Annotated in this window: 17 protein-coding genes; 3 read left to right on the plus strand and 14 right to left on the minus strand. The window is 59.8% G+C overall.

Features of this window, described 5'->3' with window-relative positions; translation table 11 throughout:
* Nucleotides 1-5 precede the first annotated feature (5 nt).
* From LCU97_RS20030 to LCU97_RS20045, 4 genes are all read right to left on the minus strand, one after another.
* On the minus strand, nucleotides 6-1,250 hold the full coding sequence (locus tag LCU97_RS20030; protein ID WP_232777565.1) for an ATP-grasp domain-containing protein: 1,245 nt from the start codon (nucleotides 1,248-1,250) through the stop codon (nucleotides 6-8).
* Between the two features lie 11 nt (nucleotides 1,251-1,261).
* A complete protein-coding gene (locus LCU97_RS20035) occupies nucleotides 1,262-2,434 on the minus strand; it encodes an MFS transporter (protein ID WP_232777566.1) in 1,173 nt (390 codons plus the stop codon).
* Nucleotides 2,435-2,485: 51 nt separating this feature from the next.
* The gene (locus tag LCU97_RS20040) at nucleotides 2,486-2,737 is read right to left on the minus strand and encodes a hypothetical protein (RefSeq protein WP_053149490.1); all 252 of its coding nucleotides are present in this window, start codon (nucleotides 2,735-2,737) and stop codon (nucleotides 2,486-2,488) included.
* Nucleotides 2,738-3,801: 1,064 nt separating this feature from the next.
* The gene (locus LCU97_RS20045; protein ID WP_072398141.1) at nucleotides 3,802-4,968 is read right to left on the minus strand and encodes an MFS transporter; all 1,167 of its coding nucleotides are present in this window, start codon (nucleotides 4,966-4,968) and stop codon (nucleotides 3,802-3,804) included.
* Between the two features lie 94 nt (nucleotides 4,969-5,062).
* Between LCU97_RS20045 and LCU97_RS20050 the strand changes: the two genes are divergently transcribed.
* The gene (locus tag LCU97_RS20050; RefSeq protein WP_232777567.1) at nucleotides 5,063-5,956 is read left to right on the plus strand and encodes a LysR family transcriptional regulator; all 894 of its coding nucleotides are present in this window, start codon (nucleotides 5,063-5,065) and stop codon (nucleotides 5,954-5,956) included.
* 164 nt (nucleotides 5,957-6,120) lie between these two features.
* Here LCU97_RS20050 and LCU97_RS20055 read toward each other — a convergent pair whose 3' ends face one another.
* From LCU97_RS20055 to LCU97_RS20075, 5 genes are all read right to left on the minus strand, one after another.
* Complete coding sequence (locus LCU97_RS20055) at nucleotides 6,121-6,927, minus strand: alpha/beta fold hydrolase (protein WP_232777568.1); 807 nt, start codon at nucleotides 6,925-6,927, stop codon at nucleotides 6,121-6,123.
* Between the two features lie 37 nt (nucleotides 6,928-6,964).
* Entirely contained in the window at nucleotides 6,965-7,822 is an 858-nt protein-coding gene (locus LCU97_RS20060; RefSeq protein ID WP_232777569.1) for an alpha/beta fold hydrolase, read from the minus strand.
* A gap of 110 nt (nucleotides 7,823-7,932) precedes the next feature.
* Nucleotides 7,933-8,580 carry a ferric reductase-like transmembrane domain-containing protein gene (locus LCU97_RS20065; protein WP_053149475.1) on the minus strand — a complete coding sequence of 216 codons (648 nt, stop codon included), beginning with the start codon at nucleotides 8,578-8,580 and terminating at the stop codon, nucleotides 7,933-7,935.
* A 210-nt stretch (nucleotides 8,581-8,790) separates the two neighbouring features.
* A complete protein-coding gene (locus tag LCU97_RS20070; RefSeq protein WP_053149472.1) occupies nucleotides 8,791-10,104 on the minus strand; it encodes an ATP-binding protein in 1,314 nt (437 codons plus the stop codon).
* Complete coding sequence (locus LCU97_RS20075; protein ID WP_053149468.1) at nucleotides 10,101-10,841, minus strand: response regulator; 741 nt, start codon at nucleotides 10,839-10,841, stop codon at nucleotides 10,101-10,103. The genes LCU97_RS20070 and LCU97_RS20075 overlap by 4 nt, the downstream gene beginning before the upstream one ends.
* A 240-nt stretch (nucleotides 10,842-11,081) precedes the next feature.
* Between LCU97_RS20075 and LCU97_RS20080 the strand changes: the two genes are divergently transcribed.
* Complete coding sequence (locus LCU97_RS20080; protein WP_053149465.1) at nucleotides 11,082-11,348, plus strand: DUF2790 domain-containing protein; 267 nt, start codon at nucleotides 11,082-11,084, stop codon at nucleotides 11,346-11,348.
* An 81-nt stretch (nucleotides 11,349-11,429) separates the two neighbouring features.
* On the opposite strand, the gene LCU97_RS20085 is transcribed toward LCU97_RS20080, so the two are convergent.
* The gene (locus LCU97_RS20085) at nucleotides 11,430-12,056 is read right to left on the minus strand and encodes a hydrolase (protein ID WP_232777570.1); all 627 of its coding nucleotides are present in this window, start codon (nucleotides 12,054-12,056) and stop codon (nucleotides 11,430-11,432) included.
* Nucleotides 12,057-12,261: 205 nt separating this feature from the next.
* Here LCU97_RS20085 and LCU97_RS20090 point away from each other — a divergent pair, with 205 nt between their 5' ends.
* Complete coding sequence (locus tag LCU97_RS20090) at nucleotides 12,262-13,158, plus strand: LysR family transcriptional regulator (RefSeq protein ID WP_232777571.1); 897 nt, start codon at nucleotides 12,262-12,264, stop codon at nucleotides 13,156-13,158.
* A gap of 9 nt (nucleotides 13,159-13,167) precedes the next feature.
* Here the strand turns inward: LCU97_RS20090 and LCU97_RS20095 are convergent, their stop codons facing one another.
* From LCU97_RS20095 to LCU97_RS20110, 4 genes are all read right to left on the minus strand, one after another.
* Nucleotides 13,168-15,069 (minus strand): potassium transporter Kup, encoded by a 1,902-nt coding sequence (locus tag LCU97_RS20095; RefSeq protein WP_232777641.1) that lies wholly within the window; start codon nucleotides 15,067-15,069, stop codon nucleotides 13,168-13,170.
* A 217-nt stretch (nucleotides 15,070-15,286) separates the two neighbouring features.
* A complete protein-coding gene (locus tag LCU97_RS20100; protein WP_053149451.1) occupies nucleotides 15,287-15,580 on the minus strand; it encodes an antibiotic biosynthesis monooxygenase family protein in 294 nt (97 codons plus the stop codon).
* 26 nt (nucleotides 15,581-15,606) lie between these two features.
* A complete protein-coding gene (locus LCU97_RS20105; protein WP_232777572.1) occupies nucleotides 15,607-16,581 on the minus strand; it encodes a zinc-dependent alcohol dehydrogenase family protein in 975 nt (324 codons plus the stop codon).
* 64 nt (nucleotides 16,582-16,645) lie between these two features.
* Nucleotides 16,646-16,948 (minus strand): ArsR/SmtB family transcription factor, encoded by a 303-nt coding sequence (locus LCU97_RS20110; protein ID WP_003177098.1) that lies wholly within the window; start codon nucleotides 16,946-16,948, stop codon nucleotides 16,646-16,648.
* Nucleotides 16,949-17,096 lie beyond the last annotated feature (148 nt).

Here is a 17,096-nt window from a genome sequence, read left to right on the forward strand (position 1 = left end):
CCGATTCAATCATGGAAGCACGACTCCAGAATTTGTCGCACGCGAGCTTCGGCCCGGTCGAGCTCGGCCAGTTCGCTTGCGGCCAGCCAGACGATGCCAGGGCAGGTGGCCAGGTCTCGGGTCAGTGGCAGCCGCTGGTCCGCGTCCATGAAACGTTTGAAACCCTGGAAAGCCCCAACGGTGTGCAGTTGTTGCAGCGCTTGCTCGCTGACTTCCAAGCGGGCGCCCTCTCGCTGGGTGATCAGGAATACGATCCGGCCCTGTTGCCGCAGGCGGCTGGTGGCGGGGTATGCAACCGGCTCATGGATATACGTGGAAATCGCCACCGACAGCAGGTCCGGTTCGTAGCACTGTTTGAAAAGGCTAGGTGCCACGCCACCGTGCAGCCGTGCACCGGCCTCGATCATGACCGGCCCTGCCGGGCTGTCGATCAACTCCATGTGCAGGGGTCCGAAGCGTACACCCAAGGCCGAGGCACAAGCCTTGGCGTAGGTCACCAACGCACTGGACCCTGCGTCGGTGGGGTCCAGTACCTCAAGGCCTTCGTACACGAAACGCGAACCGTTGTGCTCAGCCTTACGGTAGCGGCACAGGCTCGACACGTGGATACCCTGAGCTGACACCACCATATCGACCACATATTCAGGACCGGATACAAACTCCTGAATCAGATAGCGACCCTTGGGCTCCCCCAAAGCGTTGCTACCAAGCCAGTCCAGACTCGCCAGTGCCTGTTCGAGGCCACTTCGTCCTTGGACCAGTTCCACGCCATCCGTCATAAACGAATTGACCGGTTTGAGCACGAACTCGCCCTGCTCAGGAAACTGTTTCAATGCGGCTTGTGCATCCTCCGGCGAGCTGACCTCGACGCTGGGGATATGCCGTAAGCCGGCATTAGCAATGGCGTGCTGCATGGCATTTTTGTCTTGCCGCCAGGCCGACGTTTCCGGGGGATTACCGGAAACGCCGAAGTGCTGCGCCAGTTGGTCGGCCACCCGAACGCCCAGCTCACTGCCCGCCACGACCGCACAAACTTGTCGCGGGTCGATCAACGCAACGATCTCCGTCGCGGCGATCAGTTCGGCCTGTTCGAAACCTTCACCCGTGAATGCCTTGATGAAACGCTCGGGAACCGTGGGCGCTGAAAGGACAGCATGGCAGCGGTAGCCTTTGGCCTTGAACAGCGGTGCGTAGAGAGCCCCAGTCGAGAAGGGGTCAACGATCAGAATCACGTTTTTTTCATGCTTCATGGAATTTTCTCTTAGCGCACCATTACAGCGCGAGGAGGATTCAGCCTGGTCATGACGACCGTCAGCATCAACAACACACCAACGCCCACGAACACATAAGGCGCGGCCGTGCGGCCAAACGCGTAGTCACTGACAAGGAAGCCCACGCACAGCGGGGCCGCCGACTGCAATACGATGAAATACAGAGAACTGGTCGCGGCCAGGCTGTTGGCCTGTTCGGGTGTGGTTGCCAGCTCGATCAAGTGTTGGCGTATGGATATACGCAGGGTGTTGATGCTGAATCCCACCAGCACGCATACACCGATGGACAGCAACGGCAGCGGGCTGAACGCGAGTACGTAATCTGCCGCGACCAGCAGCCCCGCGAACAGCAGTGCGTTGAGCCTTGGCAAGGGCAAGATCGCCGCAGCGAAGGCGCCCAACCCGGCTACGCCGCTGGCCAGGCCGAACTCGGCGGAACTCCAGCCGTTCAATCCCTGATACACCAGCGGAACCATGGTATTGAATGAGCCGATATGGAAACCGATCATGCCCAGTGCCAGGCACAGCAGGACCGCGCCACTGCCCACCGATGCCGCCGCCGGGGCAACACCGTTCTGACGGTTGGCCGAAGCCGACGGTTGCCCCGCATTGACCCTGGCCACGGAAGCGAAGGCAGTGACGATAAGCGACACAGCGCCCATGCCGTAGACCAGGGTCGGCAGCGAGGCCTTGTCCAGGATCAGTCCGCCCAGGAACGAGCCTGAAAAAGCCCCCAGCTGAAATGCAGTCTGCATCCAGCGTGCGGAGCGCCCACTATCGATCAAGCCAGCCAGTACTTGCTTGGTATTGGCCGCTTCATACGCGCTAGTAGTGATGTAGTTGAGGATGCCCACCAGCAACGCCGTCAAGACGAAGCCATTCAAAGTTTCCAGTAGGCCACTTGCCGCGATCAGCGCCAGCACTGCATAGACAGCGGTACGCACTAGCACCACGCCGCGTACCGTGAGGCGCGTGCCGTCCAGCACGGGAAACACTCTGCGCAACGTGAACGGGACAAAGGCACTCAGGCCAAGTAACACGCCCAGTAGCAACGGCGAGGAAGTCCCCCGAAGCGCCGCCCAGATCAGTCCAATCAACAGCGCCATATCGGTCAGGGCCGATACGGACACCACGGCATAGAAGCTCATTACATGGCGGTTCATGAGCAGATGTCCTCACGTTAAGCTGCGATGGTTGAAACTCATGGTCTTCATTTACGCCTGCCGCAATTGGCTGGCGATGAATACCCCGTGCTGTTCGCAGCGCACTTCAAACAATCCCTTGTCATGACCACCCACATCTTGAAGATGAATGACGGTGATGAAGGTTGGGGATTCTTCTGGATGGTCCTGCCAATGAGCCATAGCGGCGAGTTCAGCCAGATCCTTGGGGGTACACAAGCCGACGTAACTGGACGGTAACGAAAGCTGACCCACCAGTGTGTTGGCGCTATAGCGAATGATCATGCTTTCCCAAGACCCGCTTTAATGGCCTGGGACCGGGTCAGGCTTATCAGGGGGTGTTTGCGCACGAGATCGAGTGCATTTTCCAGCAGGGCATCGTCCATGTATGTCGCGAGCATCTCCAGAGATCCTTATTTAGCTTGCTGAAACTACGGTTATTGTCTACACATAGCCAGCAAGTTAAATAAGCAAATCTAGAGTTTCATTAGTTAAAACGGCGTAAGTGTTAGTGAATTTCACTACGACGGCGAAAGCTCGCAATAGTGGACTTATCCGCACTGGCGTCCCATTGCGTGGGGCCGGTGCTCGGATAGTTTGGCGGGGAAATTTTTTATGCCGCAGACTCTACCCTACGATTAGGGTCAGCACTTTTGATGCCATAAAGCTGCAACTGATAATAAGTATAAAAACAGGAAGTCGTTAAAAACATCAAGAAAGTTGGCAAATGGTTCGGGTGCAACCAGTAAATCAGGTTTTCAATTAATAGGACTGCCGTTACGATAGTAGCTAGAATGCTTATCAATTTTGCAAGAAGGGTACAGGGCGTATTGTTTAACCTTCTTGATCGATAGCGTCGCTGCAGCCTTAGAGCCAGCAACGATATGAACAGCGTGCCAACAATCGCTGCGAATGGGATGGCAATGATGTCATGCTCGACTGCATACACATCATTCTCAAAGTTTGAATATAAATTGTAGCCACCGATTATCGGTGTAGCTGAGAGACTTGCCAAATACAATAACAACGAATGTCTTATCTTCATACTTCTGTCTTTGTATTACGGCAACAGCGCTATCCATGCCAGGGATGCTTCGCAAAGTTAAATATGCTGTCACCGAAACTGCTTATCTGAATTCCCAATTAAGCACGGAGTAGCAGTACCCTCAATACCTCAATGGCAGCTTAGGAGATGGACTACAAGACTTTCAGAATAAGGGAATAAGGGGACGAATTTATTTCCAATATTCAATCCGTTCCCTTTTCCCGTTCAGCTAATCGGCTCAAACTGCCGACGTTTCAGGCCCAAGGCCACGGCAACGTTCAGCGGAGATGATCCTTTCTCCCTATCACACCACCGAAGCCTCAACCCCTCTGGAACGCCAGGCAAAACCCAGCACCATCAGCAGCCCCACCCCCGCCATCGCCGCGCCGGCCAGGGGGATCGCCGGGTAGCCCAGCCCGGCGTTGATCACCGCGCCACCCAGGGCCGCGCCGATGGCGTTGCCGAAATTGAAGGCCCCGATATTCACCGCCGAGGCCAGGTTGGGAGCGTCCTTGGCGGCTTCCATCACGCGCATCTGCAAGGGCGGTACCAGGGCGAAGCTGGCGATGCCCCAGACCAGGATGGCGACACTGGTCGGCAGCGACCAGCGCATCAGAACGGTGAACGCCAGCAAGACGACGATCAGCACGCTCAGGGAAACGATCAGGGTACGGTCTATCGAACGATCGGCCGCCCTGCCGCCCCACATGTTGCCCAGTGTCAGCCCCACGCCAAACAGCACCAGCATGGCAGTGATGAAGGGGGTGGATGCGTGGGTTTCGCTGCTCAGGATCGGCGCAATGTAAGTGAAGACGGTGAACATCGCCCCCGAGCCGACCACGGTGAGGGCCAGCGCGGCCAGTACCGGGCCCCGGCCGAGTACGCGGATTTCCGCCGCTGCGCCGCCGCTTTTCGGCAGGGGTACATCGGGCAGGGCGAACCACAACGCGACCATGGCCAGCACGCCGAGGCCGGTGATGCCCCAGAAGGCCGTGCGCCAGCCGAACAGATCGCCAAACCAGGCGGCCAGCGGCACGCCGCCGATAGTCGCCAGGGTCAGGCCCATGAACATGGCGGCGACCGCTCCTGCGCGTTTTTCCGGGGCGACCACGCTGGCGGCGACGATGGAGCCGACGCCAAAGAACGCACCGTGGTTCAGCGAGGTCACCACCCTGGCCGCCAGCAGGCTGTAGTAATCGGTCGCCAGCGCCGACATGAGGTTGCCCAGGGTGAAAATGGCCATCAGCCCGATCAGCAGATAGCGCCGGGGAACCCTGCCGGTGGTCAGGGTCATCAGCGGCGCGCCCAACAGCACGCCCATGGCGTAGGCACTGACGAGCAGGCCTGCCGCCGGAATGGAAACGCCGAGGTCCGCCGCGATGCCAGGCAACATGCCCATGGGCGCGAACTCGGTGACGCCGATGCCAAAGGCACCGATAGCGAGTGCAACGAGGGGAGGATTGATCTGCATGGAAGTCTCCTTATCTGTGCCATAAATGCTACGATCCTTGATTTCCTCGCGGTAGACCGGTTTTTCTACATACACTTTTGCCTACGGAGCACAAATGGACATTCAGGGCCGGTCAGGTGAAATGACGGTGTTCGCTACGGTAGCCCAGGAAGGCAGCCTCTCGGCGGCCGCGCGAGCGCTGGGGCTGACCCCCTCGGCGGTCAGCCGGATCATCGCGCGCACCGAGCAACGGCTTGGCACCCGCCTGCTGTTGCGCACGACCCGGGCGATCACCTTTACCATCGAGGGCGAGGCTTACCTGCGCGCCGCCCGGCGGATCCTGGCCGACATGGCCGAGGTCGAAGAAGCCATTGCCGACCAGGGTGTGCCGAAGGGGCGTCTGCGGGTCAGTGCGGCGCTCGGCCACGGGCGGCAGACCATCGTTCCGCTGGTGGCGGCGTTCAGTGCCCGCTACCCGAATATCGTCATCGATCTCAACCTGGGGGACGAAGTGGTCGATATTCTCGCCGGTCAGGCCGACGTGGCGGTGCGCTTCGGCCATCTGCCTGACAGCCCGCTGACGGCACGCAAAATCGGTGAAACCGGCCAGGTGGTGGTGGCCTCGCCGCAGTACCTGGAGCGCCATGGCACACCCCAGGAGCCGGAAGAGTTGCTGAGCCACAACTGCCTGCGCTTCAACTTCCGCCGTGCCGAACCCAACTGGCCGTTCATCCGCAACGGCAAAGCGTTTTCCCTGAAGGTCAGCGGCAACATCGAGTGCAGCAGTGGTGAGGCGCTCGCACGACTGGCACGGGTAGGCGCCGGCATTGCCCGTATCGGCGAGTTCAGCGTGGCCGAAGATCTGCGGCGCGGCGATCTGGTATCGCTGCTGGATGCCTGGAACCCCGGCGACCGGGAACCGATCCATGCCGTGTTCGTGGGCGGCGCGGCCATGCCAGCGCGGGTGCGGGTGTTCGTGGATTTTCTGGTGGAGCATCACCGGATGTAAGCCGACCCAACCCTCTTTGGTCCTCATCGCCGGCAAGCGTCCTCGCCACGAAACGCTTCCCAATGAAAAAACCCGGCCTACCGTGCCGGGTTTTGGGTTCTTCTCGGAGCAACAGGCGGATGAGCGAATCGGGCCTTTGGCGCCAAAGGCCCGGCTCAGCGGAATCAGCCCTTGGAACTGGCCTGCGCCGCTTCAACGATCAGCTCTGCCACTTTATCCGGGTTGGACGTCATCACCACGTGGGACGCGCCCTGGACAGTGACGGTCTTCTTCGAACCTGCACGGTCGGCCATGAACTTCAGGGCAGCCTCGGGAATGTTCTTGTCCGCCGAGCCGTAGATGAACCAGGACGGCGTTTTTTTCCAGGCCGGTTCGCCAGACGCTTCCTTCAAGGCCGCCTCGCTGATGGGCCGTTGTGTGGCAGCCATCAACGCGGATTCGGCCGCCGGCACGTCGGCGGCAAACTGTTGGCCGAATTTGTCCTGCTGGATGTAGAGGTCTTTATTGCCGTCGTCCAGCGGCACCGGAGCGGCCAAGGTCGGCCCGAGGGTGCCGCCAGGGTAGCGGCCGGACAGTTCGATGGCGGTTTCGCCTTTGTCCGGCGCGAAGGCCGCAACGTAGACCAGCGCCTTGACGCGGGGGTTGTCATGCACAGCGTTGGTGATCACGGCTCCGCCGTAGGAGTGACCCACGAGGACGACCGGTCCGGCGGTGTGCTCGACGATGTCGGCGACGTAGTCGGCGTCCTGCTTCACGCCGCGCAGCGGGTTGGCCGCAGCCACCACCGGGTAACCCTGGTTCAGTAACCGGGCGGCAACGCCGTTCCAGCTGGACGATTCGGCGAATGCGCCATGCACCAGCACGACGGTGGGCTTGGCGTCGGGTTGCGCGGCGGCGCTGTGAAGCGAGGTCAGTGCCAACGCAGCGGTAATGGTAGCGGCCAAGAGCGTTTTGATATTGAGCATGATCATTCCTTTTTCTTTATGAGTAGCAGCGGGTGCGATGGGTTTACTGGCCCAGGAAGTCCAACAGGTCCTGGTTCAGACGGTCCTTATGGGTGTCGGTCAGGCCGTGGGGCGCACCCGGATAGACGATCAACTCGGCGTTGCGCACCAGCCGGGCGGCGGCATGGGCTGAGGCGTCAATCGGGACGATCTGATCATCGTCGCCGTGTACGATCAGGGTCGGCACGTCGAACTTGGCCAGGTCGGCACGGAAGTCCGTCGCCGAGAATGCCGCGATGCAGTCATAGGTGTTCTTGTGGCCGGCTTGCATGCCCTGCACCCAGAATGAATCGATCAGTCCTTGGGAGACTTTCGCTCCGTCGCGGTTGAAGCCGAAGAATGGGCCGGAGGCGATGTCGCGATACAGCTGCGAACGGTTGTCCAGGGAGGCCTGGCGCAGGCCGTCGAACACTTCGATCGGCAGGCCGCCCGGATAGTCCTCGGTCTTGAGCATCATCGGCGGCACGGCGCTGATCAGGGCGGCCTTCTTCACCCGAGCGGTGCCGTGACGACCGATGTAGCGGGTGATTTCTCCGCCACCGGTGGAGAAGCCCACCAGGGTGACGTCGTTGAGGTCCAGGGTGTTGATCACAGCGGCCAGGTCATCGGCGTAGTGATCCATGTCGTTGCCTTCCCACGGTTGGCTGGAGCGACCATGACCGCGGCGGTCGTGGGCGATGACCCGATAGCCCTTGTCCGCCAGGAACAGCATCTGCGACTCCCAGCTATCGGAATTCAGCGGCCAGCCATGGCTGAACGTCACGACCTGCCCCTCTTTCGGGCCCCAATCCTTGTAGTAGAGCTGTACGCCGTCCTGGGTGGTGATGTAGCTGCCGGTTTGGGTCGGGATGCGGGTGCTCATTCTTTTGCTTCCTTGTTTTGGGCGGTCGGGATAACCGCTTCTGAGAAATGTATTGAAGAGATAAGTCGTGCCTGAGAAGGCTGCTTCGCTTGCTGCCGATCGCGAGTCTGTCAGGAGGCGACTGCCGCCCGGCGCATCGACGCCTGCCTGGCTTGGCTGCGCTTGTTGGCCTTGGCCAGCTTGCCCACCAGTCGGATCGCCACGGCGGCGCAGGTGATGCCGAAGGGCAGCACGTACCAGTCGCTCATCGGGATGCGTTTGAAGTTGGAGAAGGCGAATACGGCGGCAATGACCCACATGCCGGTGACGTGCAACGTCTTCCATGCCTTGGGCCCCAGCAACCGGGCTGGCCCTTTGAATGAGGTCAATGCCATCAGCAGAATGAAGGCGTAGGCGGTTCCGCCTGGAATGTTGTTCGCCACGGTGCGGGCGGGCCAGAACTCGGTATTGAGTTGCCCATAGGCGTAGATCAGCACGGCATGCACCAGATGCGAGAAGGCAAAGGCGAGGCCGATGAAGCGCCTTTCGCGCACCAGTGCCTTGGAGAATGGTGAAGGCACCAGTACGGCAAAGGCCGACGCGGTGAATGCGATCAGAAACAATGCGAAGGAAGAACGGGCGGTGGCACGAATGGCGCTGCGCAATCCTTCGACTAGATCAGGGTGGACGGCTACGGTCGTGATGCTCATCGCGACCACCAGCGCCGCGATCAGGCCGAACAGTTGCCAGCCCTGGGGGCGGAAGGTTGAGGTATTCATGGCAAGAACTCCTGTCGTGAGGGCTCGCTATTCGGGGATCCGATGGCGAGTCGATGGAGAGAATTCTTGCAGGGGCATGTATACCGGCTATGTTCGACAACCGGCGGTTATACGTTCTTATGAGTATGCGAATGTGCTGGATACAGTGGCTTACAAATGACCCCTGGATCCGGCCGGTAGAGGCTGCACACAAGGTGCAGCCAGCACGGCCTACCGATCGGCGCTGAAGTCGAGGGTCACGCAAAGACCGCCGCCGTCGCGGTTGCGCAGGCTCAGCGACCCACCAATCGCGACAGCCAATTGCTGGGCGATGGCCAGGCCCAGGCCGGTGCCGCCAGTGCTGCGGTTGCGTGAGCTTTCCACCCGATAGAACGGCTTGACCACCTCGGCCAGGACCTCCTCGGGAATGCCCGGGCCTCGGTCGAGCACACTGATCGAAACGCCCGTGCTCGCGTCGCCACCGATCTCCACCTCGGCGGAGCCAGCGTACTTCAGCGCGTTGTCCACCAGATTCACCAGGATACGGCGCAGGGCATGGGGTCTTGTCTCGATGACCGCGCCGTTCTTGCCGCACAGGCTGACCTCGCGACCGGTGTCCTGATAGTCGCAGACCAGGCTGTCGAGAAACGAGTCCAGCCCGATGCGGCAACTGGCCTCGGTCGCGCCATGGACACTGCGAGCATAAGCAACGCCTTCGCGCACCAGGTGCTCGATTTCATTCAGGTCGTTGCCCAGTTTGTCCTTCTCTACCGAGTCGTCCATGAATTCGGCGCGCAGCTTCATGCGCGTGATGGGAGTCTGCAAGTCATGGGAAATGGCCGCCAGCAGTTGCATGCGCTCTTTCAGGTAAGCGGCGATACGCGCCTGCATGCTGTTGAAGGCCCGGGCGGCGTAGGCGACTTCCCGAGGGCCGCTTTCATCCAGCTGTACGGGGTGTGCATTCGGGTCGAGGTTCTCGACCGCCTCGGCCAGGCGGCTGAGCGGGCGTATCGCGATCCGCACCGCCAGCCAGGTGCAACCGATCAGCAACACCAGCTGGCCGACCAGGACAAAGGGCAGCCAGGGCGACAACGGCCTGACCGAGGGCCGCACGTCGATGGTGACCGGGCTGCCGTCAGCCAGTCGCACCTGGGCCTGGAAGTGCTGCTGCGGCCCGGGGATCTGGACGAAGGTCAGGTCATAGTTGCGGCCAAGCGCGCCTTGAAGCGATTGCGCGGCCGTCGCCGCGAGATCGTTCGAGGCCAGTGCAATGCCAGGGTCATGTTCGCGCAGCAAGTAGTCATAGTTGCGCCGCTGCAGACGCTTGGTCCACGCCGGACGCTCGTCGGCAGGCAGACGGTCGAGGATGGCGATGGAGGTCGCCGTGTCGTGCTCGAAGTTGCCCAACATGGCCGTCTTGGTGCTTTGGTAGCGTTCGTAATACTGGGCCGCGAACGTCAGGGACTGGGCGAGTATCAAACCGACCAGGAACACCAGCCATAGCCGCGAGGCCAGTGTGCGGGGCCATTGCAACGCGAGCTTCATGCCTGCTCCTCGAGCATTTCGACCGCAAAGGTAAAGACGTAGCCTTCATTGCGCACGGTCTTCAAATAGAGTGGTTCGCGGGCGTCATCCAGCAAGCGCTGGCGCACGCGGCTGACCAGCAAGTCAATGGAGCGGTCGAAGATGTCCGCGTCACGGCCCTGGGTCAGGTTGAGTAACTGGTCGCGACTCAGCACCCGCTGAGGGTGATCGAGAAATACCCGCAGCAGCCTGTACTCGGCGCCGCTCAGCGAAACGAGGGTGTCATCCTCATCGAGCAGATGGCGGGCGGTGGTGTCCAGGCGCCAGCGGCCGAACTTGAGCATGCGACCACTTTCGCTGACGACGAAGTTGGGTGGCAGCATGCGGGTACGTCGCAGCACGGCATTGATCCGCGCCAGCAACTCCCGGGCAGCGAAGGGTTTGGCCAGATAGTCGTCGGCGCCCATTTCCAGGCCAATGATGCGGTCGGTTTCGTCGGTGCGAGCGGTCAGCATCAGCACCGGAGTTGCCTTGTGCTTGCCGGCGCGCAGTTCGCGGCACAGCAGCAGCCCGTCATCACCCGGCATCATGATGTCGAGGACGATGAGATCCACCTGGTTGGTTTCGAGAAAAGCCCTCATCTGGCGACCATCCGCAACCACGGTGGTGCGCAGACCATTCTTCTTCAGGTAGTTGCCGACCAACTCCCTGATCTCGCGATCATCATCCACGATCAATATGTGATCGACACGTTCCATGCCCTGCTCTCCGAAATGCGCGCAACCATTGCGCAGTGTGGCGATGCCCCGTTGACCAGAGCCCAGACAAAACAGCGGCGATTGTATCGCTGTGTATCGCAACCCGCCTCGGATACGTAACGCATTCAACCGAGGCGTTTCTCGACACAGCCGAGATACTCCACGGGCCTTTAATGAGCGCCATCGAGACAACATGAATCGCCTCGATGAAACCATCGAATTCATTGAAGGAAGACGACCATGAACCTGAAAAATATCGCCACCGCGTGCCTGATCACTGCCTTGGGCGCCGGCGCATTGCCTGCCATGGCCCAGAACACGGCAGCCAGCGAAAGCTACACCTACGGCACCCACCTGGACATCAAGCAAGTGGTCTCGCTGACCGAAGACAGTGGCCAGACCTGCGGGTTGGTGAATGCAAAGATGACCTACCTCGATTCAATGGGTGAGCAGCGAGCCGTGACGTACCTCAAGCATGCGGCCAGTTGCAATAACGAAGGGAGCTGACCTTCAGGAAAAGCATGAAAAAGGGTGAGACCTGTTTTTACGGGCCTCACCCCTTCTCACCTCATTACTCAGAGACTTAGCCTACAGGGCCTTTTCAGCATTAAAACCATCAGCGTTTTCAAACACGCCCATAAAGCCCGCGACAGTCGCTTCCCGCGCCCAATCGCGCTGGAGTTCGCAATACATCTGCACGCGACTGATCAGTTTGGCCCCCGCTTGCTCGATTCGCCGTAACGCCGCCTCATGCGCGGCAACGGAGGTGCCACCGACTGCGTCAACCGGCACGTAGACTTCATAACCCTCCTGTATCGCATCGAGTACTGGAAAGGTCAGGCACGCTTCAGTCCAGAGCGCGGTCATGATGAGTTTGCGCCGGCCAGTGGCTTTGACTGCCTGTTTGAACTCGACGTCTTCCCAACTGTTGATCGAGGTTCGGTCATAAGTGGGCAGATGCCCCAAGACGTTCTGCAGCTGCTCGATGGGCGGTTTATTGCGACCGGTAGCGACGTTGACCGTCGAATGGATGATCGGAAGGTTGTAGTTGATCGCCGCCTTGGCCACGCTCGTGATGTTGAACACCAGTTCGTCACGCGGCATCGAGCGGATCGAGGACACTTGGATGGGCTGGTAGTCGATGATGATCAGCGCCGAGTTTTCAGGCGACAAGAGGTGGTCGGTCAGGGGGTTGCGGATTGCCTCGCTTGTCATGTGCTGCTCCTGCTTCTAGTTGTCGTTTGCGCATGGACGGTTCGAGGGCTCGATTGATGAAGAGCGAGCCCGCTGAAGTCGTCACTGCGTTGGAGGTGCTCACTTTCCGGGCGACGTCGCCAGGAAGCAGGATTGTGCTGTTGCGCCACTTGACTCAGTAGTAGCATCCCGAGGGTTTCTGTGTTGCAGAATGGGGAACGCTGATTTGGATATCGAAGCGCTGCAAACCTTTGTAGAGGTCGCTGATGCCGGGGGTATTTCGCCGGCGGCGCTGCGGCTGGGCCTGTCCAAATCGATCGTCAGCCGCAGGCTGGTGCGGCTGGAGGCGGAGCTGGGTATCCAGTTATTGGCGCGAACGACTCGCGGGGCGGCCCTCACCGAGGCGGGAACCGCTTTTCGCGAACATGCGGCCAGGGTCTGTGCCGAGATCGACATGGCCAAGGAAACGCTGCTGCCCACAGGTCCCCTTCGCGGCCGGTTGCGCATTGCCGCCCCGCTTTCTTTTGGACCAACTCACTTTGCCCCGATGCTGGCGGAAATGGCTCGCCGCCATCCCTCGCTGAATATTCAGACCTGCTACAGCGATCGCTTCGTCGATTTGATCGCCGAAGGTTTTGATTGCGCGATACGCGTCGGCTATCTGCCGGACTCAAACCTGATTGCCAGGGGTATCGGCCCGATTTATACCAAGCTCGTCGCCAGCCCCGGTTATATAGAGGCCCATGGCGCACCCGAATCGCCCGAGGAATTGTCTGCACACGAGGCGCTCATGCAGGGCACCGAATCCTGGCAGTTCATGGACGGCGACAAAGTGGTGACGGTTCGTCCGCACGGACGCTTCAAGGCGGACAACGGCGTCGCTCTGGTCGCTGCCGCTGTCGCAGGGTTGGGGGTCGCCTATCTGCCGGACTGCCTGACCTATGAAGGTGTGAGGTCAGGGGCGCTGGTGCCCATCATGACCCGGTATCCACCGCCTCCGGCAGGCGCTTATGTTGTCCGTCCGCCAGGGCAGCATCCGGCTCGGAAGATACAAGCCCTCACGGAACTCTTGATCGAGTCGTTCGGGCAGTCTCCACACTTCGCAAAGCCGGTTTCCCTATGAGCGGGCCGCTTACATTTCCACCTGGGTGCCCAGTTCGATCACCCGATTCAATGGCAGCTTGAAGTACTTGAGGTTGCTGTTGGCGTTTTTCAGCAAAAAGGCGAACAGGCTTTCTCGCCAACGGGCCATGCCTATGCGTTTGCTCGGGATGACGGTTTCCCGGCTCAGGAAATAGGTGGTGCGCATCGGGCTGAAGTCCAGTTCAGCCAAGTGGCAGAGGCTCAACGCCAAGGGCACGTCGGGCTCTTCGATAAAGCCAAAGTGCAGGCTGACCCGGAAGAATCCTTCACCATAGGCGTGCACCTCGAACCGGCGTTCGGCGCTCACCCGTGGGCTGTCTTCAGACACCACGGTGAGCAACACCACTTGCTCATGCAGCACCTGGTTATGCAGCAGGTTGTGCAACAGTGCGTGGGGGACCGCATCTGTCCTGGCCGTGAGGAATACTGCCGTTCCCTGTACGCGATGGGGAGGTTGCGAACGGATGCTGCCGATGAACAGCGGCAGCGGCAGTGCCGTTTCATCCAACCGTTCGACGACGATGTTGCGGCCGCGCTTCCAGGTGGTCATCAAAATGAACAGGCCAATACCGGCAATGACCGGAAACGCACCGCCCTGGAAAATCTTTGGTGCATTGGCCGCGAAGTACAGGGTGTCGACCAGAAGAAAACCGATCAGCATCGGAATGGCCAACCAACGTGGGGTTTTCCAGAGCAGCAGGACGACAGCCGAGGACAGAAGGGTGGTGATCAACATGGTGCCCGTCACCGCGACGCCATAAGCAGCCGCTAAGGCGCTGGACGATTCGAAACCGATCACCAGCAGCACCACGCCGACCATCAACGCCCAGTTAACCGTGCCAATGTAAATTTGCCCCTGCTCCTGGCTGGAGGTGTGCTGGATGAACATCCGCGGGACGTATCCCAACTGGATGGCCTGGCGCGTCAGGGAAAAGGCACCGGAGATCACGGCTTGGGAAGCGATGATCGTCGCCAGTGTGGCGAGCGCAACCATCGGCAGCAGAGCCCAGCCGGGCGCAAGCAGATAAAACGGATTGCGCACGGCCTCCGGGTTTTCCAGGATCAAGGCCCCTTGGCCAAAGTAATTGAGTGCCAGCCCTGGCAGCACCAGCACGAACCAGGCACGGGAAATGGGTTTGCGGCCGAAGTGGCCCATGTCGGCATACAACGCTTCGGCGCCGGTCAATGCGAGAACCACGGCCCCAAGGATGGCCACGCCGATTCCCGGATGAGCGATAAAAAAATGCACGCCCCAATAAGGATTGAGCGCTTGCAGCACTTCCGGCCGCTGCAAGATGCCGTAGATTCCCAGTGCACCTAACACGACGAACCACAGCACCATCACCGGGCCGAACAGGATGCCAATGCGAGCCGTGCCGTGTTTCTGTATCAAGAACAGCACCACCAGCACGATCACTGACAAGGGCACAACCCAGTGTTCAATTCCGTCAAACGCCAGCTGTAGCCCCTCGACCGCCGAGAGCACTGAAATAGCCGGGGTGATCATGCTGTCACCGTAAAAAAGAGCCGCACCGAAGAGGCCAAGCAGCACCAGTACCTTGCTCAGGTGCGGATAAGGCGCCGCCGCGCGGCGGGCCAGCGCGGTCAACGCCATGATGCCGCCTTCGCCCTGGTTGCTGGCGCGCAGAATGAACAGGACATATTTTATCGAGACGACCCAGATCAGCGACCAGAAGATCAACGACAGAATGCCCAGCACGCCCTCATGATTGGCCTGGATTGCGAAGTGCCCGGAAAAAACTTCTTTCAACGTGTAAAGAGGACTGGTGCCAATATCCCCATAGACCACCCCGACCGCAGCGACGAGCAAGCCCAGCCCTGATGTTTTGGATGACGAGTTTTCATGGGTAAGGGTCGCGGTTTCACTCAAGGTTCGCTTCTCTCGAATGGCGGGGAAGAAGTCGTACAGGCACGGACGATCAGGAGAATCGCCGCCAGTATCTTTGAGGGTGGAAACAGCAGTCGTAAAGAAAGCGTAAAAATCTTTGGCTGATTGAAGCGCTAGCCGTTGCCCCTGGGTGACAAAAAACAGAAACGGGGAGGATTTATTTTCAGAATAAATCCTCCCCGTTTCTGTTTGGACACGCTTAGAAACTGCCCCCCTCAACATGGTAGACCTTCGGTTCTCCCGAGAAATATTCCTCCAGGCCCATCATGAACAGGCGATGGTCTTCACTCGCTTCGAAGCCCGGCGTGTGGTCTTCCAATGATTGCCATCGCACGATCAGGTTGAATTGCTCGGGGCTTTCAATTCCTTGCGCGAGTAGGTGGCCGCCATAGCCCTTGGCGCGGGTGAGCAATGGGGCGACTTCGGCAAATGCACTTCGGAAACCTTCAATGCGTTCTTTGTGAATGGGGAGCACAGCGATTTCATAAACCATGATGCACCTCTGAATTGTCTGCGCAGTTACGGAAAGAGCGACGGCTCGACGGCAATCGCGATTTTGCCTCGCAGGCCGTTGTTGGGACTTTCCAGTCGGGCATGGGCCAGGGGAATGTCGGCGAGCGAGTAGACGGCGCCGACGTGTGGGCGCAGCTGACCGCGGGCGATCAGGGCGCTCAACTCATCGAGCTTGCCGCGGTTTTGCCGGGTGAACACGAAGTGATAGCTCGCGTTCTTGCCCCAGGCCTGGACGAGGTTTTGTGGCTGGGCGATGTCGACGATCGAGACGACGCGGCCCAGTTGGGCGAGCACGTCGGGGCTGCGCGTCAGGGTGTTGCCGCCGATGGTGTCGAACACGACATCAACGCCGTGGCCAGCGGTTTCCCGAAGGACGGCATCGACATAGTCTTCTTTCTCGTAGTCGATGATCACGTCGGCACCCAAGCTACGGACAAACTCGGCGTTCGCGTCGCGCACGGTGGTGAATACCCGGGCGCCCATGGCTTTGGCCACTTGGATCGCGACATGCCCGACGCCTCCAGCGCCGCCGTGGATAAGAATGCTCTCCCCGACCCTGAGCGCCGCACGCACCACCAGCGCTTCCCACACCGTCCCGCCCACCAGGGTCAGGCTTGCGGCCTCAAGATGGCTCAACTCGGGCGGTTTCTTCCCGACAATGCTTTCGGCCGCGACGTGGTACTCGGCGTAGCTGCCTGACCCTTCAAATATCTGCGGGGTGTACCAGACTTCGTCTCCAGGCGCGAAGGTGGTCACACCCGGCCCAACGGCTTCGACCACGCCAGATACGTCGTGGCCGGTGATGGCCGGCAGTGGCACCAGGTCGGGATAGTCGCCGCGTCGAACCTGGTAATCCAGTGGGTTGATGGAAGTGGCGTGCACACGGACCAGGACTTGCCCCGCTTGCGGCACAGGCTTGGGCACTTCACGCAGTTCGAACGATTCAGGACCGCCGAATGATTTCAGCATCATCGCTTTCATGGTAAATCCTCGCATCTAGAAAAAGGGATATCGAGATATCTCGATATATTGCGGCAAAAAAATACTACAGGTCTTTCCCGATGATCTCGGCCAGAGCGCTGATGGTTGCTTCATTGCGTTTGTAGTAGGTCCACTGGCCGATGCGCCGCACTTCCACCAGGCCCACCCGTTGCAGCGTCGCCAGATAACCGGACACCGTTGACTGCGACAGCCCGATGCCTTCCTGGATACTGCTGACGCAGACGCCGACCGTGTGAACGTCACCCTCATCCTGCGGGGGGAAGTTCTTTGCCGGATCCTTCAAACCTTTCAGGATTTGGAGACGTGTCGGGTTTGAGAGGGCTTTGAATATTTCGAGTAGGTCCATGCGGCGAGGATATCGAGATTTTTCGATATGTCAATACATAGGATCGGTCGCTCGTAGCTCAGTGATCCTTATCGTGTGTCGGGAGTGAGATCGTCATCGCGGGCAAGCCTCGCTCCCACAGGACCATCGTCGGCTATTGGCTAATTGG

Source organism: Pseudomonas uvaldensis (assembly GCF_021271205.1).
In the GTDB taxonomy this organism is placed as follows: Bacteria; Pseudomonadota; Gammaproteobacteria; order Pseudomonadales; family Pseudomonadaceae; genus Aquipseudomonas; species Aquipseudomonas uvaldensis.

Excerpts from the sequence above, each read along its gene's own strand:
- LCU97_RS20030 (WP_232777565.1), bottom strand. The coding sequence starts at position 1,250 with ATGAAGCATGAAAAAAACGTGATTCTGATCGTTGACCCCTTCTCGACT.
- LCU97_RS20050 (WP_232777567.1), top strand. The coding sequence starts at position 5,063 with ATGGACATTCAGGGCCGGTCAGGTGAAATGACGGTGTTCGCTACGGTA.
- LCU97_RS20080 (WP_053149465.1), top strand. The coding sequence starts at position 11,082 with ATGAACCTGAAAAATATCGCCACCGCGTGCCTGATCACTGCCTTGGGC.
- LCU97_RS20105 (WP_232777572.1), bottom strand. The coding sequence starts at position 16,581 with ATGAAAGCGATGATGCTGAAATCATTCGGCGGTCCTGAATCGTTCGAA.
- LCU97_RS20070 (WP_053149472.1), bottom strand. The coding sequence starts at position 10,104 with ATGAAGCTCGCGTTGCAATGGCCCCGCACACTGGCCTCGCGGCTATGG.
- LCU97_RS20040 (WP_053149490.1), bottom strand. The coding sequence starts at position 2,737 with ATGATCATTCGCTATAGCGCCAACACACTGGTGGGTCAGCTTTCGTTA.
- LCU97_RS20060 (WP_232777569.1), bottom strand. The coding sequence starts at position 7,822 with ATGAGCACCCGCATCCCGACCCAAACCGGCAGCTACATCACCACCCAG.
- LCU97_RS20055 (WP_232777568.1), bottom strand. The coding sequence starts at position 6,927 with ATGATCATGCTCAATATCAAAACGCTCTTGGCCGCTACCATTACCGCT.
- LCU97_RS20035 (WP_232777566.1), bottom strand. The coding sequence starts at position 2,434 with ATGAACCGCCATGTAATGAGCTTCTATGCCGTGGTGTCCGTATCGGCC.
- LCU97_RS20085 (WP_232777570.1), bottom strand. The coding sequence starts at position 12,056 with ATGACAAGCGAGGCAATCCGCAACCCCCTGACCGACCACCTCTTGTCG.
- LCU97_RS20065 (WP_053149475.1), bottom strand. The coding sequence starts at position 8,580 with ATGAATACCTCAACCTTCCGCCCCCAGGGCTGGCAACTGTTCGGCCTG.
- LCU97_RS20100 (WP_053149451.1), bottom strand. The coding sequence starts at position 15,580 with ATGGTTTATGAAATCGCTGTGCTCCCCATTCACAAAGAACGCATTGAA.
- LCU97_RS20045 (WP_072398141.1), bottom strand. The coding sequence starts at position 4,968 with ATGCAGATCAATCCTCCCCTCGTTGCACTCGCTATCGGTGCCTTTGGC.
- LCU97_RS20075 (WP_053149468.1), bottom strand. The coding sequence starts at position 10,841 with ATGGAACGTGTCGATCACATATTGATCGTGGATGATGATCGCGAGATC.
- LCU97_RS20110 (WP_003177098.1), bottom strand. The coding sequence starts at position 16,948 with ATGGACCTACTCGAAATATTCAAAGCCCTCTCAAACCCGACACGTCTC.